23 protein-coding genes, 1 tRNA gene and 3 riboswitches are annotated in these 22,508 nt (G+C 66.3%); of the genes, 9 read left to right on the top strand and 15 right to left on the bottom strand.

All coding sequences use genetic code 11. The features are described from left to right. Positions 1–89: 89 nt before the first annotated feature. A riboswitch (cobalamin riboswitch) is annotated at positions 90–281 on the bottom strand. A 21-nt stretch (positions 282–302) separates the two neighbouring features. Both CHB74_RS15250 and CHB74_RS15245 read right to left on the bottom strand, forming a co-directional pair. After that, on the bottom strand, positions 303–1,079 hold the full coding sequence (locus CHB74_RS15250) for an ABC transporter ATP-binding protein (RefSeq protein WP_089220501.1): 777 nt from the start codon (positions 1,077–1,079) through the stop codon (positions 303–305). Further along, positions 1,073–2,059, bottom strand: a complete 987-nt coding sequence (locus tag CHB74_RS15245) for a FecCD family ABC transporter permease (protein ID WP_089220500.1) — start codon at positions 2,057–2,059, stop codon at positions 1,073–1,075. The genes CHB74_RS15250 and CHB74_RS15245 overlap by 7 nt, the downstream gene beginning before the upstream one ends. 41 nt (positions 2,060–2,100) lie before the next feature. On the opposite strand from CHB74_RS15245, the gene CHB74_RS15240 reads away from it, so the two are divergent. After that, entirely contained in the window at positions 2,101–2,952 is an 852-nt protein-coding gene (locus CHB74_RS15240; RefSeq protein WP_089220499.1) for an ABC transporter substrate-binding protein, read from the top strand. Between the two features lie 118 nt (positions 2,953–3,070). Continuing rightward, positions 3,071–3,278: riboswitch (cobalamin riboswitch) on the bottom strand. Between the two features lie 27 nt (positions 3,279–3,305). Here CHB74_RS15240 and CHB74_RS15235 read toward each other — a convergent pair. Next, on the bottom strand, positions 3,306–3,659 hold the full coding sequence (locus CHB74_RS15235; protein WP_089220498.1) for a DUF1428 domain-containing protein: 354 nt from the start codon (positions 3,657–3,659) through the stop codon (positions 3,306–3,308). A gap of 113 nt (positions 3,660–3,772) precedes the next feature. On the opposite strand from CHB74_RS15235, the gene CHB74_RS15230 reads away from it, so the two are divergent. The 4 genes from CHB74_RS15230 to CHB74_RS15215 all read left to right on the top strand — a co-directional run bounded on the left by CHB74_RS15230 (position 3,773) and on the right by CHB74_RS15215 (position 5,623). After that, positions 3,773–4,087, top strand: a complete 315-nt coding sequence (locus CHB74_RS15230) for an alkylphosphonate utilization protein (protein ID WP_089220497.1) — start codon at positions 3,773–3,775, stop codon at positions 4,085–4,087. A gap of 82 nt (positions 4,088–4,169) precedes the next feature. Continuing rightward, entirely contained in the window at positions 4,170–4,442 is a 273-nt protein-coding gene (locus CHB74_RS15225; RefSeq protein ID WP_089220496.1) for a DUF4242 domain-containing protein, read from the top strand. An 8-nt stretch (positions 4,443–4,450) separates the two neighbouring features. Continuing rightward, positions 4,451–5,191, top strand: coding sequence for a hypothetical protein (locus CHB74_RS15220; RefSeq protein WP_089220495.1), 741 nt, complete (start codon positions 4,451–4,453; stop codon positions 5,189–5,191). A gap of 3 nt (positions 5,192–5,194) precedes the next feature. Next, entirely contained in the window at positions 5,195–5,623 is a 429-nt protein-coding gene (locus tag CHB74_RS15215) for a VOC family protein (RefSeq protein ID WP_089220494.1), read from the top strand. Between the two features lie 27 nt (positions 5,624–5,650). Here the strand turns inward: CHB74_RS15215 and CHB74_RS15210 are convergent, their stop codons facing one another. Continuing rightward, entirely contained in the window at positions 5,651–6,199 is a 549-nt protein-coding gene (locus tag CHB74_RS15210) for a 2'-5' RNA ligase family protein (protein WP_089220493.1), read from the bottom strand. A gap of 89 nt (positions 6,200–6,288) precedes the next feature. Then, the gene (locus tag CHB74_RS15205) at positions 6,289–6,648 is read right to left on the bottom strand and encodes a hypothetical protein (protein ID WP_089220492.1); all 360 of its coding nucleotides are present in this window, start codon (positions 6,646–6,648) and stop codon (positions 6,289–6,291) included. A gap of 498 nt (positions 6,649–7,146) precedes the next feature. Between CHB74_RS15205 and CHB74_RS15200 the strand changes: the two genes are divergently transcribed. Beyond that, a complete protein-coding gene (locus tag CHB74_RS15200; protein ID WP_144033805.1) occupies positions 7,147–8,214 on the top strand; it encodes an acyltransferase family protein in 1,068 nt (355 codons plus the stop codon). A gap of 359 nt (positions 8,215–8,573) precedes the next feature. On the opposite strand, the gene CHB74_RS15195 is transcribed toward CHB74_RS15200, so the two are convergent. From CHB74_RS15195 to CHB74_RS15175, 5 genes are all read right to left on the bottom strand, one after another. Then, entirely contained in the window at positions 8,574–8,882 is a 309-nt protein-coding gene (locus CHB74_RS15195) for a LysR family transcriptional regulator (RefSeq protein WP_245842952.1), read from the bottom strand. 128 nt (positions 8,883–9,010) lie between these two features. After that, positions 9,011–9,145 (bottom strand): hypothetical protein, encoded by a 135-nt coding sequence (locus CHB74_RS22645; RefSeq protein ID WP_281253552.1) that lies wholly within the window; start codon positions 9,143–9,145, stop codon positions 9,011–9,013. 149 nt (positions 9,146–9,294) lie between these two features. Then, positions 9,295–9,555 (bottom strand): translation initiation factor IF-1, encoded by a 261-nt coding sequence (gene infA, locus CHB74_RS15185; protein WP_089220489.1) that lies wholly within the window; start codon positions 9,553–9,555, stop codon positions 9,295–9,297. A gap of 6 nt (positions 9,556–9,561) precedes the next feature. Continuing rightward, the gene (locus CHB74_RS15180; RefSeq protein ID WP_089220488.1) at positions 9,562–9,768 is read right to left on the bottom strand and encodes a cold-shock protein; all 207 of its coding nucleotides are present in this window, start codon (positions 9,766–9,768) and stop codon (positions 9,562–9,564) included. A gap of 92 nt (positions 9,769–9,860) precedes the next feature. After that, positions 9,861–10,400 (bottom strand): hypothetical protein, encoded by a 540-nt coding sequence (locus CHB74_RS15175; protein ID WP_089220487.1) that lies wholly within the window; start codon positions 10,398–10,400, stop codon positions 9,861–9,863. A 436-nt stretch (positions 10,401–10,836) separates the two neighbouring features. On the opposite strand from CHB74_RS15175, the gene CHB74_RS15170 reads away from it, so the two are divergent. Continuing rightward, on the top strand, positions 10,837–11,028 hold the full coding sequence (locus CHB74_RS15170) for a hypothetical protein (protein ID WP_144033804.1): 192 nt from the start codon (positions 10,837–10,839) through the stop codon (positions 11,026–11,028). Positions 11,029–11,134: 106 nt separating this feature from the next. Here CHB74_RS15170 and CHB74_RS15165 read toward each other — a convergent pair whose 3' ends face one another. The 5 genes from CHB74_RS15165 to CHB74_RS15145 form a co-directional block, all read right to left on the bottom strand. After that, a complete protein-coding gene (locus CHB74_RS15165) occupies positions 11,135–12,010 on the bottom strand; it encodes an OmpA family protein (RefSeq protein WP_089220485.1) in 876 nt (291 codons plus the stop codon). Between the two features lie 378 nt (positions 12,011–12,388). Next, positions 12,389–14,239, bottom strand: coding sequence for a phosphomethylpyrimidine synthase ThiC (gene thiC, locus CHB74_RS15160; RefSeq protein ID WP_089220484.1), 1,851 nt, complete (start codon positions 14,237–14,239; stop codon positions 12,389–12,391). A 55-nt stretch (positions 14,240–14,294) separates the two neighbouring features. Further along, positions 14,295–14,404, bottom strand: a riboswitch (TPP riboswitch). Positions 14,405–14,646: 242 nt separating this feature from the next. Then, positions 14,647–15,021 (bottom strand): DUF2141 domain-containing protein, encoded by a 375-nt coding sequence (locus CHB74_RS15155; RefSeq protein ID WP_245842951.1) that lies wholly within the window; start codon positions 15,019–15,021, stop codon positions 14,647–14,649. Next, positions 15,005–15,772: a sterol desaturase family protein gene (locus tag CHB74_RS15150; RefSeq protein ID WP_089220483.1), complete on the bottom strand. Its 768-nt coding sequence runs from the start codon at positions 15,770–15,772 to the stop codon at positions 15,005–15,007. The genes CHB74_RS15155 and CHB74_RS15150 overlap by 17 nt, the downstream gene beginning before the upstream one ends. A 216-nt stretch (positions 15,773–15,988) precedes the next feature. Continuing rightward, positions 15,989–16,064: transfer RNA gene (locus CHB74_RS15145), tRNA-Thr, on the bottom strand. Between the two features lie 146 nt (positions 16,065–16,210). Between CHB74_RS15145 and CHB74_RS15140 the strand changes: the two genes are divergently transcribed. After that, positions 16,211–17,488: a PAS domain-containing protein gene (locus CHB74_RS15140; RefSeq protein WP_089220482.1), complete on the top strand. Its 1,278-nt coding sequence runs from the start codon at positions 16,211–16,213 to the stop codon at positions 17,486–17,488. Between the two features lie 312 nt (positions 17,489–17,800). After that, positions 17,801–22,462, top strand: coding sequence for an NAD-glutamate dehydrogenase (locus CHB74_RS15135; RefSeq protein ID WP_089220481.1), 4,662 nt, complete (start codon positions 17,801–17,803; stop codon positions 22,460–22,462). Positions 22,463–22,508: the final 46 nt, after the last annotated feature.

Genomic DNA, 22,508 nt, shown 5'->3' with positions numbered 1-22,508 from the left:
ATCAGCGCACGACCTCGCCCCCGCGCAAACGCGGCTACGATGTCGTCGCTCGGGTTCAGACCCGTCCGCTCGGCGCACCCTGGCCGGACGAAGGACGACCGCGACGGGCAGGTCTCCTGGCTTGCGGGTCAATGCCGGTTCGGGCCGCCTTCTCGGGATGCGAAATCCCAATGGCATGTGGCCCGATGGCTCTCCGCTCACAGTTGCAGGGGCAGCCGGGGTTTTGAACCCCGTTCCCTTTTCATCCCCGTCGCCGGGGAACCTGTCGCGGTCGCGCCGATAGACCGGGCCAGCCATCGCGGTCAACCATGATGGTCCAGCGGCACGACGAGGCGGCGGCCTTCGAGCCGGCCGATCCACGCGCGCACGCCGTAGATTTCGGCCATCCGTTCGGCGGTCAGCACCGTATCGGGCGGGCCATCGGCCACCAGCCGCCCTTCGTGCAGCAGCAGCAGCCGATCACAATGCCGCGCCGCCAGCGTAAGATCATGGAGCACCGCGACGACCAGCGCGCCCGCTTCGGCCTGCACGCGCAGCAGCGCCATCACCTCCAGCTGGTGGCCGGGGTCGAGCGCCGCCAGCGGCTCATCGGCGATCAGCGCATCGGCCTCGACCGCCAGCGCGCGGGCCAGCAGCACGCGTGCCCGTTCGCCGCCCGAAAGCTCGGTCGCGACGCGGCCGCGCAGATGGCCAATATCCGCCTGCGCGATGGCGCGGTCGATCGCCGCCAGATCCGCCGCGCCGATCCGGGAAAAGGGGGCGAGGTGCGGCAGCCGGCCGAGCGCGACCAGCCGTTCCACGGTCAGCGGCCAATGCAGCGTCTGCCCCTGCGGCAGATAGGCGATGCGCCGCGCCAGATCGGCCCGGCGGATCGCCGCGACCGGTACGCCGTCGATCGCCACGCCGCCGCTCGTCGCGGGCACGAGCCCGAGCAACGCGCGCACCAGCGTCGATTTGCCCGCGCCATTGGGGCCGATCACGCCGATCAGCGCGCCCGGTTCCAGCCGCGTATCCACATCATGCAGCACCGGCCGCCGGCCGAGCGCGACACTGAGGCCCTGTGTGGCGATCGTCACCATAGCCGCCGCTCCCGCATCAGGTGGACAAGGAAGATCGGCACGCCCAGGAAGGCGGTGACGACGCCGAGCTTGAGTTCGGCGGTGGTGGGAATGATCCGCACCGCCACGTCGGCCAGGGTGAGCAGCGCCGCGCCGGCCAGCAGCGACGGCAGCAGGATCGCCCCCGGCGAACGATCTGTCAGCGGGCGGACGAGATGCGGCACGATCAGCCCGATGAAGCCGATCGCCCCCGAAATCGCGACCGCGCCGCCAACCCCGATGGCGATGCCGACCAGCAGCCGCAGGCGCGTGCGCCGCAGATCGACGCCAAGCGAGGTGGCGCCATCCTCCCCCAGCGTCAGCGCATCCAGCGCGCGGCCGTCCCACAGCAGCAGCACGACGCCCAGCGCGATGCACGGCAGGGCGATCGCGACATGCTGGAAGGATCGATCCTCCAGCGATCCGAGCAGCCAGTTCATGATCTCCATCGCCGCGAACGGATTGGGCGACATGTTGAGCGCGAGGCTGGTGCCGGCCACCGCCAGCGTGCTCACCGCGATGCCGGCCAGGATCAAAGTCAGCGGGCTTTCCGATCGGCCGGACAGCAATGCCAGCACGCCCAGGCCGACAAAGGCACCCAGAATGGCGAGCACCGGCAGCGCCGCCAGATGCAGCGTTGCGAAACCGAAATAGAGCGCGATCACCGCGCCCAGCGCCGCCGTGCTCGACACGCCCAGCACCGAGGGTTCGGCCAGCGGATTGCGCAGGAAACCCTGCATCGCCGCGCCCGATATGCCGAGCATCGCGCCCACCGCCAGCCCCAGCAAGGCACGCGGCAGCCGCAGGTCGATCAGGATGGTGCGCGCCACATCGTCGCCGCCGCCCGCCAGCACGGCCGCGATCCGCGCCCATGCGATCGGCACGGCGCCCACGGCAACCGAAAGCAGGCCGGCCACCACCGCGAGCACGGCCAGCCCGCCGATCAGCAGCGCCCGGCTCATGCGCTTGTCTCCGCGCGCGCTTCTTGCCATGCGGGCAGGCGATGACCCGCCTGATCCGCCTGTCGCTGCTTGCCGCCGCCACCTGCGCGGCGCTGCCCGCCCAATCCGCCATGGCGCAGCCGCGCCCGCAACGGATCGTCTCGCTCAACCTGTGCGCCGATCAATATCTGATGGCGCTGGCCGATCCCGGGCAGATCGCGGCCCTCACGCCCTATGCGCGCGATCCCGCGATGTCGGCCGGCGCGGCGATGGCGCAAAAACTGCCCGTCGCGCGCGGCCATGCCGAAGAGGTGCTGGCCCGCCATCCCGATCTGATCCTCGCCAGCCCGTTCCGCCGGCGCGAGGCGCTGGCCGCAGTCGACGGCAGCGGCCAGATGACGGTCGATGTGCCGCCGGCCGAAAGCTATGCCGATATCGTGGCGCAGATCCGCCTCGTCGCCCGCGCCATCGGCCACCCGGCGCGTGGCGAGGCGCTGATCCGCCGGATGAACGCCGATCTCACCACCATCCCGCGCGTCGGCGACGGCCGGGTCGCGGCTTATTATCAGCGGCGCGGCTATATGACGGGCACCGGCACGCTGATGGACGAACTGATGCGCCGCGTCGGCCTCGTCAATCTGGCGACCCGGCTGGACAAGCCCTCGCTCGCCCGCCTCTCGCTGGAGGAGATGGTTGCCGCCCGCCCCGATTTCCTGATCGTCGAGGCCGATGCCGAACGCGTCGTCGATCAGGGCACGGAGATGCTGCAGCATCCGGCGCTGCGCCGTATCCCCCGGCTCACACTGCCGCAGGCGTGGACGGTATGCGGTGGCCCCGCTTATGTGCAGGCGGTGCGCAGCCTCGCCGCGCAGTTGCGGCAGGCAGGTTCGTCTCCCCCGGCCATTTCCCGATAATATTGTCTCTGCGCGCAAGCACATCCCCCTGACCAACGAGCGCGATGGAGGCAAACGCCGTCATCGCTCCACGTCGCCCAGACGGAGCACCGCGCCACGGCCATTCCCTGGGCCGGGGCATGAGCGACCCGCGCCGGCAGGTCTCCTGGCTCGCGGGTCAGGGCCGGTCGGGCCGCCTTCTCGGGAAGCATTTTCCCAATGGCATCGGGCCCGCTGGCTCGCCGCTTACAGTTGCAGGGTCAGCCGCGGCCTTGGACGGATCATGCTCCGCCCGCACCGCATTCCCTTTCAAGGCCCCGAAGGGCACCGGCACGTCTGGCGTCGTCCTAGCCGCTTTCCGCGCCGGGCGCCAATCACATCTCGACGATGCTCTGGAAGCCGCCATAGACCATGCGTTTGCCGTCGAACGGCGCGTCGTCCATATGGCCCTTCAGGCGTTCGTCCTTCATTACCTTGCCGTTGATCTCGTCGCGCGCCTCACGCGATGGGTAGGTGATGAACGAGAAGATCACGGTCTCGTCCTCCTGCTGCTGCACCGCGCGCGGGAAGGAGGTCAGCTCGCCATATGGCACGTCGTCGGCCAGCGCCTCGACATAGGAAAGCGCGCCATGCTCCTTCCACACCTGCCCGGCGAGCGTCGCCAGTTTCTTATATTCGTCGATGCGATCCTTGCGCACCGCCACGATGAAGCCGTCGACATAGGGCATGGCCTTTGCTCCTCTTCCGATGTCCCTGCCGCAAGGGGCGGCAACGGGCCGGGGGGTGACATGGTTCCCCGCCGGGCCTAAGCCGCGCGACCAACGGTTAGGGAAAAAGGCTGATGGCAGGCGAAGACGAAGATTATGTCTATGACGAGGCAACCGGCGAGTGGATCAGCCCCGCCGACGCCGCGGCGCGCGCGCCGGCTGCGCCCGCCGGCGGCGTCGAGGTGCGCGACGCGGTCGGCAATCTGCTCGCCGATGGCGATCAGGTGACACTGATCAAGGACCTCAAGGTCAAGGGCGCGAACCAGACGCTGAAGCGCGGGACGCTGATCAAGTCGATCCGGCTGACCGGCGATCCGCAGGAAATCGATTGCCGGCACGATGGCATCAAGGGTCTCGTGCTGCGCGCGGAGTTCGTGAAGAAGCGGTAAGGCCTGGCGGGCGCGTCGCCGTTGGCGGCGCCGGCAGGCCATGATAGCCTGCCGGTTCCCCCATCGAGTCCGGAGCAAGCGGATGCCCCGCTATCTCGTAGAACGGACTTTCCCCGAAGGCCTGCCGCTCCTGCCCACCGCCGAAGGCGCGGAGGCGGCGCTGGGCATCGTGGCGCGCAACGCCGAACGCGGCGTCACCTGGATCCACAGCTATGTGACGCCCGACAAGCGCAAGACCTTCTGCATCTACGACGCCCCGTCGCCCGAAGCGATCCGCGACGCCGGCGCCGCAAACGGCGTGCCGGTGGACGCGATCCACGAGGGGCGCGTGCTCGATCCCTATTTCCACCGCTAGGAGTGTCCATGAAGATCTGGACGACGATCGGCCTCGCCCTGCTCGCCGCCGGCTGCGGCGGCCCGCCGTCAGGCGATGCGGCCAGCGACAATGCCTCCGCACCGGCCACGGCGCCCACCGCCAGCGCCTTTGCCTGGCCTGCATCGCTGAGCCCGATCGGCGACGGCTATCCGGTGGCGGGCAAGATGTGCCGGCGGCTGGGCGAATCCGCCGCGACCTCCGATTATCTCGACGATTCCGCCACGCTGGTCGGCTGCCCCGGCGGTGCCGACGGCGTCGAGGCGCAGACCATCCTGGCCGGCACCGGCGCCAAAGTGGTCGGCGAGGTCGACGGCGTGACGCTGATCTCGGTCGCGGCGGGCGATGCCAATCAGGGCATGGCGAACGCGGCCGGCACAGTCGCGCAGGTGGACGAAAGCGTCGACGCCAAAGTGGCGGGGACCAATTTCAACGCCACCGGCGACGTGGCCTGTTCCGGCCTGCCGGGCGGCCAGCCCGCCGGCCAGTGCGCGGCGGGCGTGGTGCGCAAGCAGGACGGCAGCGCGGACGTCACCGTCACCTGGCCCGACAAGCGTAGCCGCGCGCTGTTCTTCGACGGCAAGGGCAACGTCACCGGCGCGGACGTGAGCCAGGCCGACGGATCGGCGAACCATGCGGTGAAGGGCGTGCGCAAGGCGCCCGACATCATCGTCGTCACCATCGGCCCCGAACGCTATGAAATCCGCGAAGCGCTGCTGACCGGGGGCTGAACGATGGCGGGCATCAACCGTGGCGGCTTCCACCATGTCGACCTGAATGTCAGCGATCTCGGCGCGGCAAAGGCGGTCTATGGCCCGGTGCTGGAATTCCTGGGCTACACCCTTGTTCAGGACAATGACGAGGGCGCCGAATGGGATTTGCGGATCGAAGGGCGCGGCGCATCGCTGGGCCTGCGGCCGTGCGATCCGGCGCTGAAGGGCCATGGCCACCTGCGCTACGCCCCCGGCCTGCACCATCTGAGCTGGCGGGCCGAAAGCCGGGCGGACGTGGACCGGCTGCACGCCTTGCTGGTTGAACGCGGCATCAAGATACTCGACCCGCCGGCGCATTATCCGCAATATTCGGGCGATTATTACGCCGTCTTCTTCGAGGATCCGGACGGGATGAAGCTGGAACTGGTCCACGCGCCGGGCTGGATCTGACGACGCCCCACCTCCCTTCCCCCCCGATCAGAACAGGCTGAGCTGTGGCCCGCCGGCCCCGGTGAGCGGCCAGCGGCCGAGAATATCGTGCCGCGTTTCGCCGACATGGCTGTGGATCAGCACGAGCTCATCGACCAGCCAGCGATAGCCGGGAACCAGCCGGTTGCAGGCCAGCCCACCGCGATAGGACAAAGTGATGTGCGGATCGTGGCGATAGCCTTCGCGCAATTTCTGCCCGGCGCGGCGCATGCCGGTTTCGATCTGGCGGAACAGATCACCCATCGGCCGGCTGCGGCGGCTGAGCCGGAGCGCCATATGGCCCGGCTGGGCCATGATCCGATCGAACTGGCAGGCGAAGGGGTCGGCCGCGACGCCCGCCCCCACCCTCAACAGCGCCGCCGCCACTTCCGGCCGCGCGCTCGGGAAATCATCGGTGATCCCGATCGTCGCATGCACGCGATCCGCCCGCTGGTGCTTCGCGCCGGGATCGAGGCGAACCGCCTCCTGCACCATCTGCCGCGCCAGCTGGTCGGCCGGGATCAGCGCGAAGAAATAGCGATGGAGATCGGCGGCCATGTCCACAATCCCGAATCGGATTAATGTTCTTATTATGTTCCAATCCACGACGCCTGTCGAGTTGCCGACCGCCTGACCGGCCGGCCGCGCTACTTCGCCTTGCCCGCCGCCTCCAGCTCGGCCGCGCTGGCGACCTGGGCGATGCCTTCCTTGCCGAGGATGATGACCCAGCGGCTATTATCCTCGCACGTTGCCGTCCAGGCGGGCTGGCCGCCGACATCGGGAATCGCCGCGCCGTGCTTCACCTGCTGGCACGGCCGCCCGGCATCGTGGATGGCGCGGTAGAAGACGGCGTTGCGTTCATTGTCGCCCATGCCGCGCAGCCGCTCGGCATAATCGCCGGCGGGCACGACGATGTTGGTGACTTCGGCGCCACCCTCCGGCGCGGGCTTGCCGCAAGCGGCGAGCGGCAGGGCCAGCAGCGCAACGGTGAGAAACGGCCTGAGCATCCATCGTCTCCTCGATCCGATCCATCCGGCGGCGGGCAGCGACGGCAAGGACAGAGCGCCTGCCCCCGGCGCTGCCGCGCACGCCACGCCTTTATCAACCACAAGCCCGCTTATTGGTTGCGGCGCCGGTTCGATGACGCGGATGAGCCGCGCTTCCTGCCGGGAAAGCGCCACTCCGATGTGCGGAGCAGCAGCGGCACATCCCGAACCGCCCTCGTCCGATCGGGTTAGCCGAAACTACCGCCTTTGAGCAGGCCGGCCTACCGCGTTGCCCATATGACCTCGCGGCCTCTGCCCTATATCATTCGATAGGCCTGTTAATCTGCCAGAGCGGGAGCCTTCCATCGGCTCTTGAAGCCTGGAGGGCAGCGGTGCGTGGACTGTTTCCGGCATCCCGCTCTGATCAGAGGCGCGGCGGCGTTGGTTGTGCTTTTGCAGGGCCTTGTTTGCAGTGGCGGCCGGCGTGCCCGCCCCCGGCGCAAGGCGAGAGGGGGAAGCATGGCGGACCCGATTGTCGATCGCGAGCGGTTGAATTCGGTGCGCGGCCTCGCCTGCCTGCTGCTGGTGGCCAATCACAGCGTCGCGGGCGCTGTAGCGGTGGTCGGCCCCGAAAGTCTGGTTCTAGTCACCCTGTTCGAGCAGGCATTCGCGCCCATCCGCATGCCGCTGTTCAGCATCCTTTCTGGCTTCATCTATGCCATGCGCCCAATTGGCGCCGGAAAAAACGGCGCATTCCTGAAAAGGAAGATAGGACGCCTGCTCATACCTTATTTCACCACGGCATTTGCGATCATAATTCTTAAGAACATTGTCGGCCACAAGGAGCCATGCCGGCTCGACTGCATGGCACAATATGCCATATATCCATATAATCACTTGTGGTTCATTCAATCCATATTCATCATATTTTTGATCACATCAGCCGTTGATAGATATTTTTACAAGCACACAGAAAGAGCATGTGTTTTCATGCTCATTTTCTCATGCGCTCTATATTTCAGTCCATTGAGAAATATCGACATATTTTCCATAGGACATGCCTTCTATCTCGCACCATATTTTCTGACAGGAGTGGTTCTGCATCGTCATTTGGAAGCGATTTCAAATCATTTTGACCGAATAATCTGGCCCGCGATCATGCTCTGCGTGATGCTGTTTTCGATCAATTTCTACGCGCTCTCCTCCGACGGCATTATCACCCACAACAATGCGGTTGAACTGATATTGGGCATGGCAGCCTGCACGTTGCTACTGATCAAATTCCCCGCGTCACGCCCGCTCACCCAGATCGGCGTCTTCTCCTATTCGATCTACCTTTACCATACGGTGTTCGTATCACTGGCCAATCAGCTGACGCTGAGCATCCACGCGATGTTCGCATCAATGGCCAATCGACTGACGGTCAACATTTACCTGCTGTTCGCGCTGAGCATGGCATTGGGAGTGTTCGGCCCGATCTGCATCGAACTGGCGATCAGGCGCTATGCCCCCTTCCTCGGCTTCGTCATCGGTGAGCGGCTCAAAATGGCAGCACTGCGGCCACCCTTTCGCTGGCGCGAGGGTTAGGTTTTCAGAGCGCGGATCGAGCGGCAGCACATTGCGCTTCGCCGCCTCGATCAGGAAGCGGTTCTGCAACGTGCACGGCATCTCGGGATTCGTGGCCGCGATAATGTGGGTGCGGATCCAATAGGCAGGGCCACTGGGCGACATCACCGGGTTGAGGAAGTTGAGGGCTGCACGCGGACGGGCCGCGCCTTGCGGCGGGGAAGCCCCCGAATGGCGACGGCAGGGCGCCGTCCCCGGGACAGCGACGCGACACCCTTGCGACGCCGCCGCGCCAGCCCGGCGACATGCGCGCGACAGGGCCGCGCTTATGCGGCACCCGCCCTGCGCCACCGGCGCGCGCGCAGGGGCCGTGAGATGCATCAGCGGCGCCCCGGCGTGGCGACAGCGGATGGCGATGGGGGCGTCGGCAGCGCATCGGGGCCGAAGGGATCGGCCAGCCGCCGGGCATGCGCCGCCCGCGCCTGATCCCATGCCCGATCGAAAGCAGTGCCGGCGAGCCGGGCGCGCAGACGGTGCGCGCTCGAGCGCGACATACCCGCCGCGCGCGCAGCCCGCGCGACCGACCCGCATTCGAGCAAGGCGACAAGGAAGATGCGCTGTTTCGCAGGCGTCCAGCGGGCGCGATCCGGCGGGGCGGCCAAAGGCGCGCAAGATGTGGGCTGTTCCATCCGACAGGATAGACCATAAGGCCCAGGGTGTAGGAAAGATGTTTCAGACGCGGCCGGCTGCCCACGACCAACGGCTTCCGCAAAGGAAGCCAGCGATCGCCGACGGCCGGATCATTGTAGAATGTCGATCAGCCGATGATTTCGGCAACGATCTGACGCAGTTCGCGTCGGGTGAGATGGGCCGATTTACGGCGGCTCATCAAAGGGCGCTCACGCTGGATGGCGGAGCGCGCCTCAAGACGATAATCAGAACTATGTTGCATGCTATCCTTAGGCGCGCAGCTGCGCGCTGATATTGTTCGGAAAGTGCTAGAGCGGCTTAGGATCTGATTGCATCAAATCAACCGCCCTAGTTTATTGTTTTACAGCGATTTCTTAACCAGCGATCGATTCCGATCGCTTCGAAATCGCGCTAACGACGATTACCCCGGCGAGGCCCCGGGCCTGCGCCCGGCGTCTTTTCACGAAAAATGATGCGCCCCTTGTCCAGATCATAGGGAGTCATTTCGACGATCACGCGATCGCCCACGACGGAGCGGATGCGATAGCGTCGCATCTTGCCCGCCGTGTAGGCGATGATCCGGTGATCATTTTCCAGCCGGACGGCAAAGCGTCCATCGGGAAGAATCTCTTCGATCTGGCCGTCGAGGGTCAGCAACTCCTCCTTGGCCACCGGCGATCAGGCCGACTGGAGATTGACTGCCGACTGTTTGCCGCGGCGGTCCGTTTCCAATTCGTAGCTCAGGCGCTGCTCCTTGTTGAGCGTCGCCATGCCCGCACGCTCGACCGCGCTGATATGGACGAAACTGTCGCCCGAGCCATCCTCGTTCGCGATGAAGCCATAACCCTTGTCGGCGTTGAAGAATTTGACGGTACCAATCGGCATGATGCTTCCTTTCGCGAAGACACGATGATCCGGCCGGCGAAATGCCGGACAGAGCCAGGCAGCGAGAAATGGAAGGATCGACCCTATCGGCCTCAAGTTCCGTCGCAGGCGACGTTAGCGTCAGCCGATATAGGCGACATGGGCGCCAATGGCAACCGCGCGCGCCCCGGAACTGGATGCACGCCGACCAGATCGCCCCCCAGGCGATCGTAAAAGCCGCACACCGACGCAAGATCTGCCGGGGTTATGACCAGCCTTTCGCCCACGGCGATCAGGCCGCCGACCTGATTTTCACCACATGGCCAGCCGATCGTCATCATCGTGCCATGCCGCCTGTCGCTGCGCGTGACGACGCCATCGCAATAGAACAGACAGTCGCGCGAACGCCCGAGCGCACGCAGCCGATCATGATCGGGACTCGACCGGCCCAGGGCGGTGTGGAGCGTGCGCAGCTTGTTCGCCGTGTTGCGTTGCCGGCCGACGCGAACGGCATCGATATCATCGGGCGGCATCAGCATCGCCACCTCGTCGATCAGGACGCTCAGGAATCGATCGAGTTCGCGCAGGCCGTTGCCGATCACCTTGTGGCGAAGCCGGCCTGCGATGGCCGGCGGGTTATCATTGCCCGCCATCCGCAAGCCGCCGCCAAGGAAGGCGGTTCCCCTCCGCAACGTGGCGAAAGCGGATATCAGACGCTGCCTTTGGCGATGAATGGGCAAGCAACCTCCGGGCCACGAAAACAGAGCATTAGCACGCTGGAGGGAAAAGGCACGCCGGATTGGCGTCCGCCGGCAAAGAGGTTTACGATGCCACATCGCCGGCCGAATCCCAGCAGGCTTCCGGTGACTGAGAGACGAACGCGCGCTCCCGCTTGCCAGTGGAGCCGCATGATGACCCCATATAGTCGATCAGATTATTTCCATTCGCGAGAAACGGCATCGATTGCCGCCGCCCAGCGTGCGGCCTGCCTGTGTTCCCGCATCGTTCACGAACAGCTGGCGGCCGCCTATCATGTGCGCTGGACAGCCGAAATATCCCTGCCCCATCCGCCCGCAGAATGTTGACGCCGTGACGCCCCGCCCGATCGATTATCGTGCCCTGGCGTCGCGCGCCGCCTGCGAGGCGCTGGCAACCCGCCATGAGGAAACGCGACGACGCTGCACCACCAGCGCCGCCGCCTGGGCCCGGATCGCCGATGCGGTGGAAGCCGGCGATACGGGCAAGGTCGCCAGACTGATCAACAATCTGGCTTTTCTGTAGGGAGCCAGCCGCCCGGGCCTATCGTGGCAAGCGCCCGATCGGCGCTTCAGCGCTACTTTCCGATGCGGCAATGGCCGGGGTGGGCGCGATGCCCACCCCATGCGCCTTACAGGCCGTCGAGGCCCTTGCTGACGAGGATGTTGACGGCGACGCGGCGGTTCTGCGCCTTGCCTTCGTCGGTGTCGTTGGTGGCCGCCGGATCGGCTTCGGCCATGCCGGTCGGCGTCAGCATGCGATAGGGCTTCCAGCCACAGGCCTGCTGCAGGTAGTTGACGACGCGGCCGGCGCGCTTTTCGCTGAGTTCCTGATTGAAATCCTGCGTGCCGGTGGAATCGGTGTAGCCGACGACGAGCAGCAGGGCGTTGTCCATGCCTTCGGCCGAGGCGGCGGCGGCGCACAGATCGGCCTTCGCCTGTTCGGACAGCACGGCCTTGCCGGTGTCGAAGTTCACGCTGGTCGTGCCCTTGACGTTATACTGATCGATATCGCCCATGCGGCCGCGCAGCGCCTCGGTTGCGGCGGTCTGTTCGGCGAAACGCTGATCGGTGCCGTTGCGGATCATCGACGCGGTGCGCAGATCCTTGTTCTGCAGCTTGATCTGGCTGGCGACCAGGCCGCCGCCCGACTGCATGGTCTTGATCGACACCGGCAGGCCGTTGAGCAGCGAGCTGGCCGCGAGCTTATCCTTGTTGAGGCCGAGCAGACCCTTGCTCGCGCTGATCCGGGTGGCATCCGTCACCGTGACGACGGTGCTGGCACCGTCAGCGGTGGTGACCTGGACCTTATCGCCGCTGCGCGCGGAGATGATGCCTTCGACCTCGGGGCCTTCGGTCATTTCGGCCGCCGTTTCGGGCGTGGCCGTGCCGTAGACGGTGAGATCGGTCTTGGGATCCTGCGTGTCGGCCGCGATGCTCGCCGAGGCGGCGCCGGTGAGCATGGCGAGCAGCAAGAGGGCCTTGGGGCTTTTGGTAATGATATTCATTCGCACGACTCCTTCAAACTCGATCAGGGGCCTGCGGGATCGCAGCTGCTTGTCCGGCCGCCGCCCCCATGTCGGCGTGTCGGCAACCGGAATCCCCTCTTTCTGGCGCCCTGCGAAGTGCGGGCTTTCGCTGCACCGGGCGCCATGGATTTCGTGCCTGTTCAGCCCAACCTTGCGGCCAGATGAACGCTGGCCGGGGCACCCCGGCTTGTGCGGGCAATTGGAGTGGATGGTGCGGCGAGCCGATGGCGCGGGGGGTGCGCAGACAGGCTCGCGAGGGGGTTTGCGGTGGCTGCGAGGCGGTGCTGAGGGGACATGAAAAACCCTCCCGGCGCGATCGCACCGGGAGGGTCGTGAAGGCTGGCGGGGCGGCGCGGTCTATTCGGCGGCCGGCAGGTAGATCTCCCCGCCCTTCTCCTTAAACTTCTCGCTCATTTCGGCCATGCCGGCTTCAGCATCGCCGGCGGCGAGGAAGCTGTCCGCGCTCTGATTCTGCTTCGCGGCGAAATCGCGGACCTCCTGCGTGATCTTCATCGAGCAGAATTTCGGCCCGCACATCGAGCAGAAATGCGCGGTCTTGGCGCCTTCGGCCGGCAGCGTCTGATCATGATATTGCTCGGCCGTATCCGGATCGAGGCTGAGGTTGAACTGGTCGCGCCAGCGGAATTCGAAACGGGCGCGGCTCAGCGCATCGTCGCGCAGCTTGGCGGCGGGGTGGCCCTTGGCAAGATCGGCCGCATGGGCGGCGAGCTTGTAGGTGACGACGCCGACCTTCACGTCGTCGCGATCGGGCAGGCCCAGATGCTCCTTGGGGGTGACGTAGCAGAGCATCGCCGTGCCGTACCAGCCGATCATCGCGGCGCCGATGCCCGAGGTGATATGGTCATAACCCGGCGCGATATCGGTGGTGAGCGGCCCAAGCGTGTAGAAGGGCGCCTCCCCACAGGCTTCGAGCTGCTTGTCCATATTCTCCTTGATCTTGTGCATCGGCACATGGCCGGGACCTTCGATCATCACCTGCACATCCTGTTCCCAGGCGCGCTTGGTGAGTTCGCCCAGCGTGTAGAGTTCGGCGAACTGGGCTTCGTCATTCGCGTCGGCGATCGATCCGGGGCGCAGGCCATCACCCAGCGAATAAGCGATGTCATAGGCCTTCATGATCTCGGTGATCTCGTCGAAATGCTCGTAGAGGAAGCTTTCGCGATGATGGGCGAGGCACCATTTCGCCATGATCGAGCCACCGCGCGAAACGATGCCCGTCACGCGCTTGGCGGTGAGCGGGATATAAGGCAGGCGCACGCCAGCATGGATGGTGAAATAATCCACGCCCTGCTCAGCCTGCTCGATCAGCGTGTCGCGGAAGATTTCCCACGTCAGGTCCTCGGCGATGCCGCCGACCTTTTCGAGCGCCTGGTAGATCGGCACCGTGCCGATCGGCACCGGCGAGTTGCGCAGGATCCATTCGCGCGTGTCGTGGATGTTACGGCCGGTCGAAAGGTCCATCACCGTGTCCGCGCCCCAGCGGATCGACCAGACGAGCTTGTCGACCTCCGACGCAACGTCCGACGCGACGGCCGAATTGCCGATATTGGCGTTGATCTTGACCAGGAAATTGCGGCCGATCGCCATCGGCTCGCTTTCCGGGTGGTTGATGTTGTTGGGGATGATCGCGCGGCCACGGGCGACCTCGTCGCGCACGAATTCCGGCGTCACATAATCGGGGATGGAGGCGCCCCAATCCTGCCCGTCGCGGACCAGCCTGTCGCGCAGCATCTCACGGCCGAGATTTTCCCGCACGGCCACATATTCCATCTCGGGCGTGATGATGCCGCGCCGCGCATAATGCATCTGGCTGACATTCATTCCCGGCTTGGCGCGCAGCGGGCGCTTGCGGACATTGGGGAAAGGCTGGACGCCGCCCGAACGATCCGGGCCCTTCAGGCCATTATCCTCGGGCCGGACGGCACGGGCGTCATATTCCTCGACATCGCCGCGAGCGCGAATCCAGTCGCGCCGCAATTCGGGCAGGCCGGCCATGATGTCGATGCGGGCATCGGGATCGGTATAGGGGCCCGAACAATCATAGACGCGCAGCGGCGGCTCACCCGAGGACGGCTCCAGCTCGATCTCGCGCATCGCCACCTTGAGCGGACCGACATGAATCTTGCGGCTGCCGCGAATGGGGCCGGTGGTTACCTTCATTTCGGTGCGCGCGGGAATATCGGCCATCAGCTCGTCTCCAATCTTCGTAGAGGCGGGCTTGGTCCACGGCCGTCGCGGAGACGGGCTGCGGTCTTACCCTCCCTACGCCGGTGTCAGCCGGATCAGGTTCAGCGGGTCGTGGCCGGACAGCCACCTCTCAACCCTGTGCGCAGGGTCCCCCGGGGATGCGCCCTTGTAGGCCGTCGGGCGCGGCGGGTCCACCGGCATTACGGATGCGCCAGACGCAATGATTGCAATATTTGCAATCATCACCTTGTATTTCGCACTTGCAACATAACCTTCGCAGGCGCAAAAGGAACGGGCCTTTCAGGCATCCTCTCCTAAAGACTTTCGGGTCGGTTCTCTCGGGAACCGGCCCTTTTTTTTGCACTGCAGCACAGACGGCGACACGCGGCCTGTCCGGCGCCTCGCGCCTAGAACAGATATCTCACGCGGATCGGCTGGCGCATCTCGGCCCCCGACACGAGGAACTGCACGGCGGAAAAGCTGGGCGCGCCGAAGCGGATCGGCGGATTGCGTGAGAAGCCAAAGCCTTCGCGCGGAATGCCGAGCCGCGTGTCGAGCTTGCCATTGCCATTTTCGTCATGGACCAGCGACAGCGCATATTGGCCGGGCGCGAGATCGGGAATGTGGGCGCCGGTGGCGCGGGCCGCCGCGATGGTCAGCGTGCGGCGCGCCGGATCGCCGGAGCAATCGGGGAAATATTTCGGATTCTGGGTGAGGCAGACGAGGATATTGCCTTCGACCGAGCGCAACCCGCTGATGCCGAGATCAAGCCGCGTCGTCACCCCCGCCTGCGCCGGCACCGCCGCCCCGGCCGCGATGATCGAAAGCGCCGAGACCGCGATCCGTGCCGCAGAGGCGATCCCAGAAGCGGAAATAAAGGCCATAATTGCACCTGTAATCCGTATGATGGCGCTGGTGGTGGCTTGCCGTGATCAGCCAGCGCCCCATTTTGCCCTGCACCCAATAGCGGGGAAAGACCTCCCAGCCCATATGGTTGGTGACGCCCATCACCGTCATCACCGCCAGCACGATGCCCAGCGCGGCGACATGGATCGGCACGATCAGCACAAGGCCGGGGATGACGATGGCGCCGCTCAGCGCCTCCCACGGGTGGAAGGCCATCGCCGCCCAGGCGGTGGGCGGGCGGCTGGCATGGTGGACGGCATGGGCGACGCGAAACGGCGCCGGGCGATGCATCCAGCGATGCGTCCAATAGAACCACGTATCGTGCGCGAACAGAAAAACGAGCACCGACAGCGGCAGCCACCAGAGCGGATAATCGGCGGCGTGGCTATAGATGCGCGTCCAGCTATGCTGGTCCCAGCCCCAGGCAAGCACGCCGGCGGGCACGCCATAGATCGCGGCCGAAGCGAGCGACCAGCCGATCTCCCGCCGGATCTGCCGCCCCTGCCCCGCATACAGGCCGGGATAACGCCGCGCCGTCGCCCACGCGAAGGCCCCGCTGACGACAAGATAGCGAACCCCGACGATCAACGTCATGGCGCAGGCCGAGAAGATGAGGGCGGGAAGCATGCAGCGGGCAGCATAAGCGCCGGGCGCGACAATGGCGATGGCGGGTTGCCGGAGGCACGTCGCGACGCGCCTAGGATAACATAGCCTAAGGACCGCCCTCACCGCTGCCTGCTTTTCTCTTGGGTGGATCACCGGCGGGCAGGCAGCAGCATCCAAGCAAGAGCCAGGTAACGCTTTTCTGCGATTTCTGCGAATTTCCGGCACTTTTGGTGTGCCTGGTGCCGCTTACAGGACTCGAACCTGTGACCCCCGCATTACGAATGCGATGCTCTACCAACTGAGCTAAAGCGGCGTGGCAAGGTGGCGGCCCTTACCAGCCGTTTTTGGGGCTGGCAAGCACCCTCGATGCGTTTCCTGGCCAGGCGGGCAATTTTACCGAACGTAAACCACAATGCCGGATGATCGGCACCGAATCTTCCCGGCCGAAGGCGATTTAGGATGGATACGGTGCCGACGATCGAGGCTGAGGCGGAGCTTTCCGCAGCCGAGCCCCAGATGGATGCGCCGCCCGCGATCGGCAGCGACGAGCGGCGCATGCATGTCCGCGCCTATAATTACTGGGTGTCGCTGCTTGCCGGCCGCCCCTTCCCCGCGATTCAGGATCTCGATCCGGCCGGCATCGCCGATTTCGGGCCGAACAGCGTGCTGCTGGATTTCAGCCGCGACCCCGAAAATCCCGCCATCGCGGTGATGGGCGCCGATCTGCGCGACGAGGGCGATTATGCCGATGTCCCGCCGACCATCGCCGAGGTGCCGGGCGGATCGCTGCTGTCGCGGCTGACCGATCATTATCTGGAGATCATCGCCAATCGCGCGCCGATCGGCTTCGAGGCCGAGTTCGTCAACCAGCGCGGCGCCAACACGCTCTATCGCGGCATCCTGATGCCCTTTTCATCGGGCGGGGAAACGATCGACTTCGTTTACGGCGTGATCAGCTGGAAGGAAGTGGTGAGCGCGGCCGAGGCCGATGCGCTGTCGCTGGAGATCGGCCAGGCGCTCGCCGCGCCGTCGCCGGCGCCGATCTGGGCAGATGGGCCCAATGCCGCCGCCCCCTTCCCGATCGCCGAGGAGGATTTCGACGCCGACTGGTTCGATGCCGTCCACGAGCAAGGCGGCTATGACGCGACCGCCGAAATCGGGCTCGCCGATCGGCTGGCGCTCGCCCGCGAAACCGCCGACGCCGCCCGCACCGCGCGCGCGCGCACCCGCGCCGCGCTCTATCGCGCGCTCGGCCTGGCTTATGATTTTGCCCTCGTCGCCGAGGCGCGGCCCGACGAATATGCCGAACTGCTGGCCGATTGCGGGATGAAGGCGCAGGCGCGCGCGCCGATGACGCCGGTGGTGAAGCTCGTCTTCGGCGCCGATTATGACAAGACGCGGCTGACCGAATTCGCCGCCGCGCTGGCTTATGCCCGCCGCACCGATGTCGGCCTGGGCGAATTGCGCGGGCTGCTCGAAAGCCATGAAGGCGGACTCAAGGGGCTGGTCGCCGCCGAGCGTGCCGCGCGCCGACCGGCGCATCGCCCCGCCCCCGCCGATCCGCGGACCGCGCTGCGCGCCGCGCCACCGCGCGCGCATGTCGATCTTGGCCCCGTCGCCGATGAATTCCTGCTGCTCGTCGGCCGGCGCGAACCGAACGGTTCGGTGGCGATCCTCGCACCCGTCACCGGCGAGGAAAAACTGCTCGAACAGGCGCTGCGCCGCAGCATTCGCTGATTCGTTTTCCACTAGCGTAATTATATTACGCAGCCACTGCGCAAGGCGCGCCCTCCGCGCCCCTCCGGCACCCCTTCCTGTCGCGGAATTGCGTGGATTTCTCCCGCCTTGCCGCCGTCATTGGGCGGGCGCATAAGTTCGGCAGGAACAGCCAGAAGCGGCGATCCAGCCGCCGACTGGTCCGTGATCGTTTCAGGCGGGTTGGCCTGAATCGTGAATCCCTGTCTCAACCAAAGGAGAGAGCCTGATTGACGGTTTCAGCGGAAGCGCGCAGCGTTTCCCCGTCGATCGATCAGGCTCCAGGAGTGGAAAATGCCGGCGACGAGCCAAGCGCATCCCCAGACGATTGACGACAATATTGCCGCGGCGATTGCCGACGCGCTGACCCGGGGGGCGCTTCCCGGCGAAACTGTCGACCTGACCGATGAAGGCCGCGCGGCGGCCGGTGCCTTCGTCGCCGAAGCCGCCGCCGAACGCGCGCCCAACAAGGCGGCGATCCGCCTCGAATCGATCGGTAACGAGGAAGGCCGCTGGACGATGCGGCTGGCCGTCATCAACGATGACATGCCCTTCCTGGTCGATTCGGTGGCCGGCGCCATCGGCGCGCGCGGGCTGGCCATCCACCGGCTGCTGCACCCCGTGGTGCCCGTGCGCCGCGACGGCGAAGGCCGGCTGACCGCGATCCTGCCGGGCGATGCCAGCGGCGAACGCCGCGAATCGATGATCTATATGGAAATCGCGCGCGCCGATGCCCGCACCCGCCGCGCGCTCACCGATGAACTGGAAGCCGTGCTGGCTGACGTGCGCGCCGCCGTTACCGATTGGCCGCGCCTGCAGGCCGCGCTGCGCGAAGACAGCGATCGCCTGCCCGATGGCGAAGGCGCCGCCCTGCTGCGCTGGTTCGGCGACAAGCATTTCACCCTGCTCGGCCACCGTGTCGAACTGATCGACGGCCATCACCGCAACGGGCTCGGTATCCTCGCCAACCCCAAGCATTCGGTGTGGAGCGACGAGGCGTTCCATTCCGCCATCGCCCGCTTCGAACAGGGTGGCGAAGCGCCGCTCGTGCTCAAGGCCGATCGCGTCGCCACCGTCCACCGCCGCGTGCCGATGGACCTGATCGTCCTGCCGCACCGCGTCGACGGCAAGATTGCGGGCGTCTCGCTCCATGCCGGGCTGTGGACGAGCGCCGCGCTGCGCGCGCCTTCGGACAAGGTGCCGGTGCTCCGCGCGCGGCTCAACGCGCTCGACGAAAAATACGCTTTCGATCCGTCCGGCCACGCCGGCAAGGCGCTGCGCCACGCATTGTCATCGCTGCCGCACGACATTCTGGTCGCGGTGAATGCCGCCAGCCTGGAAGAACTGGCGCTCACCGCCATGTCGCTGGCCGATCGTCCGCGCCCCAAGCTGGTGCTGTCGCCCTCGGCGCTCGAACGTCATCTCTTCGCCTTCGTCTGGCTGCCGCGCGACGAACTGTCCACCGGCCGCCGCACCGCGATCGGCCAGATGGTCGAGGATCATGCCGGGGCCACCATCTCCAGCTGGGCGATCGAACTGGGCGACGGCGATCTCGCGCTGATCCGCTACACGCTCGATCTCAAGCCCGGCGTTCCGCTGCCCGATCCGGCCGCGTTGGATGCCGATCTGGTGCAGATGGTGCGCGGCTGGGATCCGGCGGTGGAAGCCGCGCTCGCCGAACAGGTCGGCCCCGGCCAGGCCACCCGCCTGCTGCTCGCTTATGGCGCGGCCTTCCCGCTCGATTATCGCAACCGCTATCCGGCGGACGAGGCCGGTCGCGACATGGTCCGCCTGCGCGGGCTCGACACGCCTGAAGATCGCGGCACGCGGCTCTATCGTCTGCCCAAGGACGGCGAACGCCAGCTCCGCCTCAAAAGCTACCGGCTCGGCGGGCTGATCCCGCTGTCGGATGCGGTGCCCGTGCTCGAAGCGTTCGGTTTCCGCGTGCTCAAGGAAACGCCCACCGCGCTCGATGGCGGCAAGATCGGCTATATCCACGAATATCTGCTCGAGCTGGATGAAACGATCGACCCCGATGCGCTGATGGCGCGCGCCGACGTCGCCGAACGGGCGATCGCCGCCGTGCTGGAAGGCCGGGCGGAAAATGACAGCTTCAACCAGCTGATCATCGCCGTCGGGCTCGATCCGCGCGCCGTGGTGCTGTTCCGCGCCTGGTTCCGTTATCTGCGCCAGACCGGCCTGTCCTACGGGCTGGATACGGTGGCGCAGGCGCTGCGCAAGGCGCCGGTGGCCGCGCGCCGGATCATCGATCTGTTCGCCGCGCTGCACGATCCCGCCCATGCCGGCGCCAAGCAGGCCAAGGCGGCGGAAGACGCGATCGACGCCGCGCTCGTCCAGGTCGCGGCGATCGACGACGATCGCATCCTCCGGCGCATCCGCGCGCTGGTGCAGGCGACGCTGCGCACCAACGCCTTCGCCCCCGCGGCGGAAGAGGCGCTGGCCTTCAAGCTCGACAGCGCGGCCATTCCCGGCCTGCCCGCCCCGCGCCCGTGGCGCGAAATCTGGGTCTATTCGCCCCGCGTGGAAGGCATCCACCTGCGCGGCGGGCCGATCGCGCGTGGCGGCCTGCGCTGGTCCGACCGGCGGGACGATTTCCGCACCGAGATTCTCGGCCTGATGAAGGCCCAGCTCGTCAAGAATGCGGTGATCGTGCCGACCGGCGCCAAGGGCGGCTTCTATCCCAAGCAGCTCCCCTCCCCGGCGGTGAACCGCGATGCGTGGCTGGCCGAAGGCACCGAAAGCTATCGCATCTTCATCCGTTCGCTGCTGTCGATCACCGACAACATCGTCGAGGACAAGGTGATCCACCCCGAAAAGGTGGTGATCCGCGATGGCGACGACCCCTATTTCGTCGTCGCGGCGGACAAGGGCACGGCCAGCTTCTCCGACGTCGCCAACGCGATCGCGCTCGAACGCAAATTCTGGCTGGGTGACGCATTCGCGTCCGGTGGCAGCCAGGGCTATGACCATAAGGGCATGGGCATCACCGCGCGCGGCGCGTGGGTATCGGTGCAGCGCCATTTCCTCGAAATGGGCGTGGACGTGCAGAAGGACGCGATCACGGTTGCCGGCTGCGGCGACATGTCCGGCGACGTGTTCGGCAACGGCATGCTGCTGTCCAAGGCGATCAAGCTGGTCGCCGCCTTCGATCACCGCCACATCTTCCTCGACCCCGATCCCGATCCGGCGGCGAGCTGGAAGGAACGGTCGCGCATGTTCAAGCTGCCGCGTTCGTCCTGGGCGGATTATGACGAAAAGCTGATTTCGGCCGGCGGCGGCATCTTCCCGCGCACGCAAAAGGAAATCACGCTGTCGAAGGAAGCGGCGGCGGTGCTCGGCCTCGCGGCGGGCAGCTATGATCCGTCGACGCTGATCTCCGCGATCCTGAAAAGCCCGGTCGATCTGCTCTGGTTCGGCGGCATCGGCACCTACATCAAGGCGCGCGAGGAAAATAACGCCGAAGTGGGCGATCCCGCCAATGACGCGCACCGCGTCAATGGCGAGGACGTGCGCGCCAAGGCGGTCGGCGAAGGCGCCAATCTCGGCGTCACGCAGGCGGGCCGCATCGCATATTCGCTGCGCGGCGGGCGGATCAATACGGACTTCATCGACAATTCGGCCGGCGTCGATTGTTCGGACAATGAGGTCAATATCAAGATCCCGCTCAACCGCGAGATGATCGAAGGCCGCCTCGGTTTCGAGGATCGCAACGCGCTGCTCGCCAGCATGACCGACGATGTCGCCGCGCTGGTGCTGGAGGATAACCGCCTCCAGACGCTCGGCCTGTCGCTCGCCGAACGCGGCGGTGCGGCGGCGCTGCCGGCGCAGGTCCGCGTGATCGAGATCATGGAAGCAGCGGGCCGCATCGACCGCGAGGTCGAAGGCCTCGAAGGATCGGACGAGCTGCTCCGGCGGGCGCAGGATCAGCGCGGCCTCACCCGGCCCGAACTCGCCATTCTGCTCAGCCATGGCAAGCTCGCGCTGCAGGCTGCGATCGAACAGACCGACATCGCCAATGATGCGCTGCTCGATCCGCTGCTCCACGCCGCCTTCCCGGCCGCGATGCGCGAACGCTTCGGCGATGCGATCGATCAGCACCGTCTGCGCGGCGCGATCATCGCCACCAAGATGGCCAATCGCGTGGTCAACCGGCTCGGCCTCGTCGCGCCGTTCGAAATCGCCGAAGAAGAAGGCATCAGCCTCGCGCAGGTCGCCTCCAGCTATTTCGCGGCCGATGCGATCTTCGGGCTCGAAGCGATCTACACCGCGATCGAACAGGCGAAGCTGTCCGAAGATGCGCGCTTCCAGTTGCTCGAAGCCACATCGTCGGCAGCGCGCCTCCACATCGCCGATCTGATCCGGTCGGGCGGTGCGGAAATGAAGGCGGGCGAAATCGTCGCCCGCTTCGGCGAAGGCGTCAGCCGCCTCGACGCGGCGGCCGAAAAGCTGCTGCGCCACGAAGCCCGCGTGCAGGCCGATGCGCTGCGCGAAAAGCTGCTCGCGGCCGGCGCCGATGCCAAGCTGGTCAAGCGCATCGTCCGGCTCGACGAACTGGACGGCGCGGTCGGGACGGCTGCGCTCGCCCAGCGGCTCAATGTCGACGAGGTTTCGGCGACGACCGCTTATGTGCGGCTGGGCGAAGCGCTCGGCCTCGATTGGGCCAAGGCGGCGGCGCTGCGCTTCGTTTCGGCCGATCCGTGGGAACGCCTGCTCGCTTCGGGGCTGGCGCGCGATTTCGAGCAGCTTCGCCTCGATTTCCTGACGCGGGACGGCAAGCGCGATCCGCTGCCGGGGGTCGAAAAATGGCTCGCCGCGCATGAATCGCGCGTCGCCCAGTTCCGCGCCCTTGTCGATCGCGCGCGCACCGCGCCGGCGCCCACCGCCGCGATGCTCGCCCAGATCGCCAGCCAGGCCCGCGGCCTGCTGTCGCGATAGCTTCGCAAACCCCCTCCTCCGGCGGGGAGGGGGTTTCTGCGATCCG

The organism is Edaphosphingomonas laterariae (assembly GCF_900188165.1).
Lineage (GTDB): Bacteria > Pseudomonadota > Alphaproteobacteria > Sphingomonadales > Sphingomonadaceae > Sphingomonas_E > Sphingomonas_E laterariae.
The sequence above is the reverse complement of the archived record's forward strand: the minus strand, read 5'-3'. Positions and strand labels throughout refer to the sequence as shown.

Bases quoted from the DNA above. Each gene is read 5' to 3' on its own strand.
- CHB74_RS15250 (WP_089220501.1), bottom strand. From the start codon at position 1,079: ATGGTGACGATCGCCACACAGGGCCTCAGTGTCGCGCTCGGCCGGCGG.
- CHB74_RS15245 (WP_089220500.1), bottom strand. From the start codon at position 2,059: ATGAGCCGGGCGCTGCTGATCGGCGGGCTGGCCGTGCTCGCGGTGGTG.
- CHB74_RS15240 (WP_089220499.1), top strand. From the start codon at position 2,101: ATGACCCGCCTGATCCGCCTGTCGCTGCTTGCCGCCGCCACCTGCGCG.
- CHB74_RS15235 (WP_089220498.1), bottom strand. From the start codon at position 3,659: ATGCCCTATGTCGACGGCTTCATCGTGGCGGTGCGCAAGGATCGCATC.
- CHB74_RS15230 (WP_089220497.1), top strand. From the start codon at position 3,773: ATGGCAGGCGAAGACGAAGATTATGTCTATGACGAGGCAACCGGCGAG.
- CHB74_RS15225 (WP_089220496.1), top strand. From the start codon at position 4,170: ATGCCCCGCTATCTCGTAGAACGGACTTTCCCCGAAGGCCTGCCGCTC.
- CHB74_RS15220 (WP_089220495.1), top strand. From the start codon at position 4,451: ATGAAGATCTGGACGACGATCGGCCTCGCCCTGCTCGCCGCCGGCTGC.
- CHB74_RS15215 (WP_089220494.1), top strand. From the start codon at position 5,195: ATGGCGGGCATCAACCGTGGCGGCTTCCACCATGTCGACCTGAATGTC.
- CHB74_RS15210 (WP_089220493.1), bottom strand. From the start codon at position 6,199: ATGGCCGCCGATCTCCATCGCTATTTCTTCGCGCTGATCCCGGCCGAC.
- CHB74_RS15205 (WP_089220492.1), bottom strand. From the start codon at position 6,648: ATGCTCAGGCCGTTTCTCACCGTTGCGCTGCTGGCCCTGCCGCTCGCC.
- CHB74_RS15200 (WP_144033805.1), top strand. From the start codon at position 7,147: ATGGCGGACCCGATTGTCGATCGCGAGCGGTTGAATTCGGTGCGCGGC.
- CHB74_RS15195 (WP_245842952.1), bottom strand. From the start codon at position 8,882: ATGGAACAGCCCACATCTTGCGCGCCTTTGGCCGCCCCGCCGGATCGC.
- CHB74_RS22645 (WP_281253552.1), bottom strand. From the start codon at position 9,145: ATGCAACATAGTTCTGATTATCGTCTTGAGGCGCGCTCCGCCATCCAG.
- CHB74_RS15180 (WP_089220488.1), bottom strand. From the start codon at position 9,768: ATGCCGATTGGTACCGTCAAATTCTTCAACGCCGACAAGGGTTATGGC.
- CHB74_RS15175 (WP_089220487.1), bottom strand. From the start codon at position 10,400: ATGGCGGGCAATGATAACCCGCCGGCCATCGCAGGCCGGCTTCGCCAC.
- CHB74_RS15165 (WP_089220485.1), bottom strand. From the start codon at position 12,010: ATGAATATCATTACCAAAAGCCCCAAGGCCCTCTTGCTGCTCGCCATG.
- thiC (WP_089220484.1), bottom strand. From the start codon at position 14,239: ATGGCCGATATTCCCGCGCGCACCGAAATGAAGGTAACCACCGGCCCC.
- CHB74_RS15150 (WP_089220483.1), bottom strand. From the start codon at position 15,772: ATGCTTCCCGCCCTCATCTTCTCGGCCTGCGCCATGACGTTGATCGTC.
- CHB74_RS15140 (WP_089220482.1), top strand. From the start codon at position 16,211: ATGGATACGGTGCCGACGATCGAGGCTGAGGCGGAGCTTTCCGCAGCC.
- CHB74_RS15135 (WP_089220481.1), top strand. From the start codon at position 17,801: ATGCCGGCGACGAGCCAAGCGCATCCCCAGACGATTGACGACAATATT.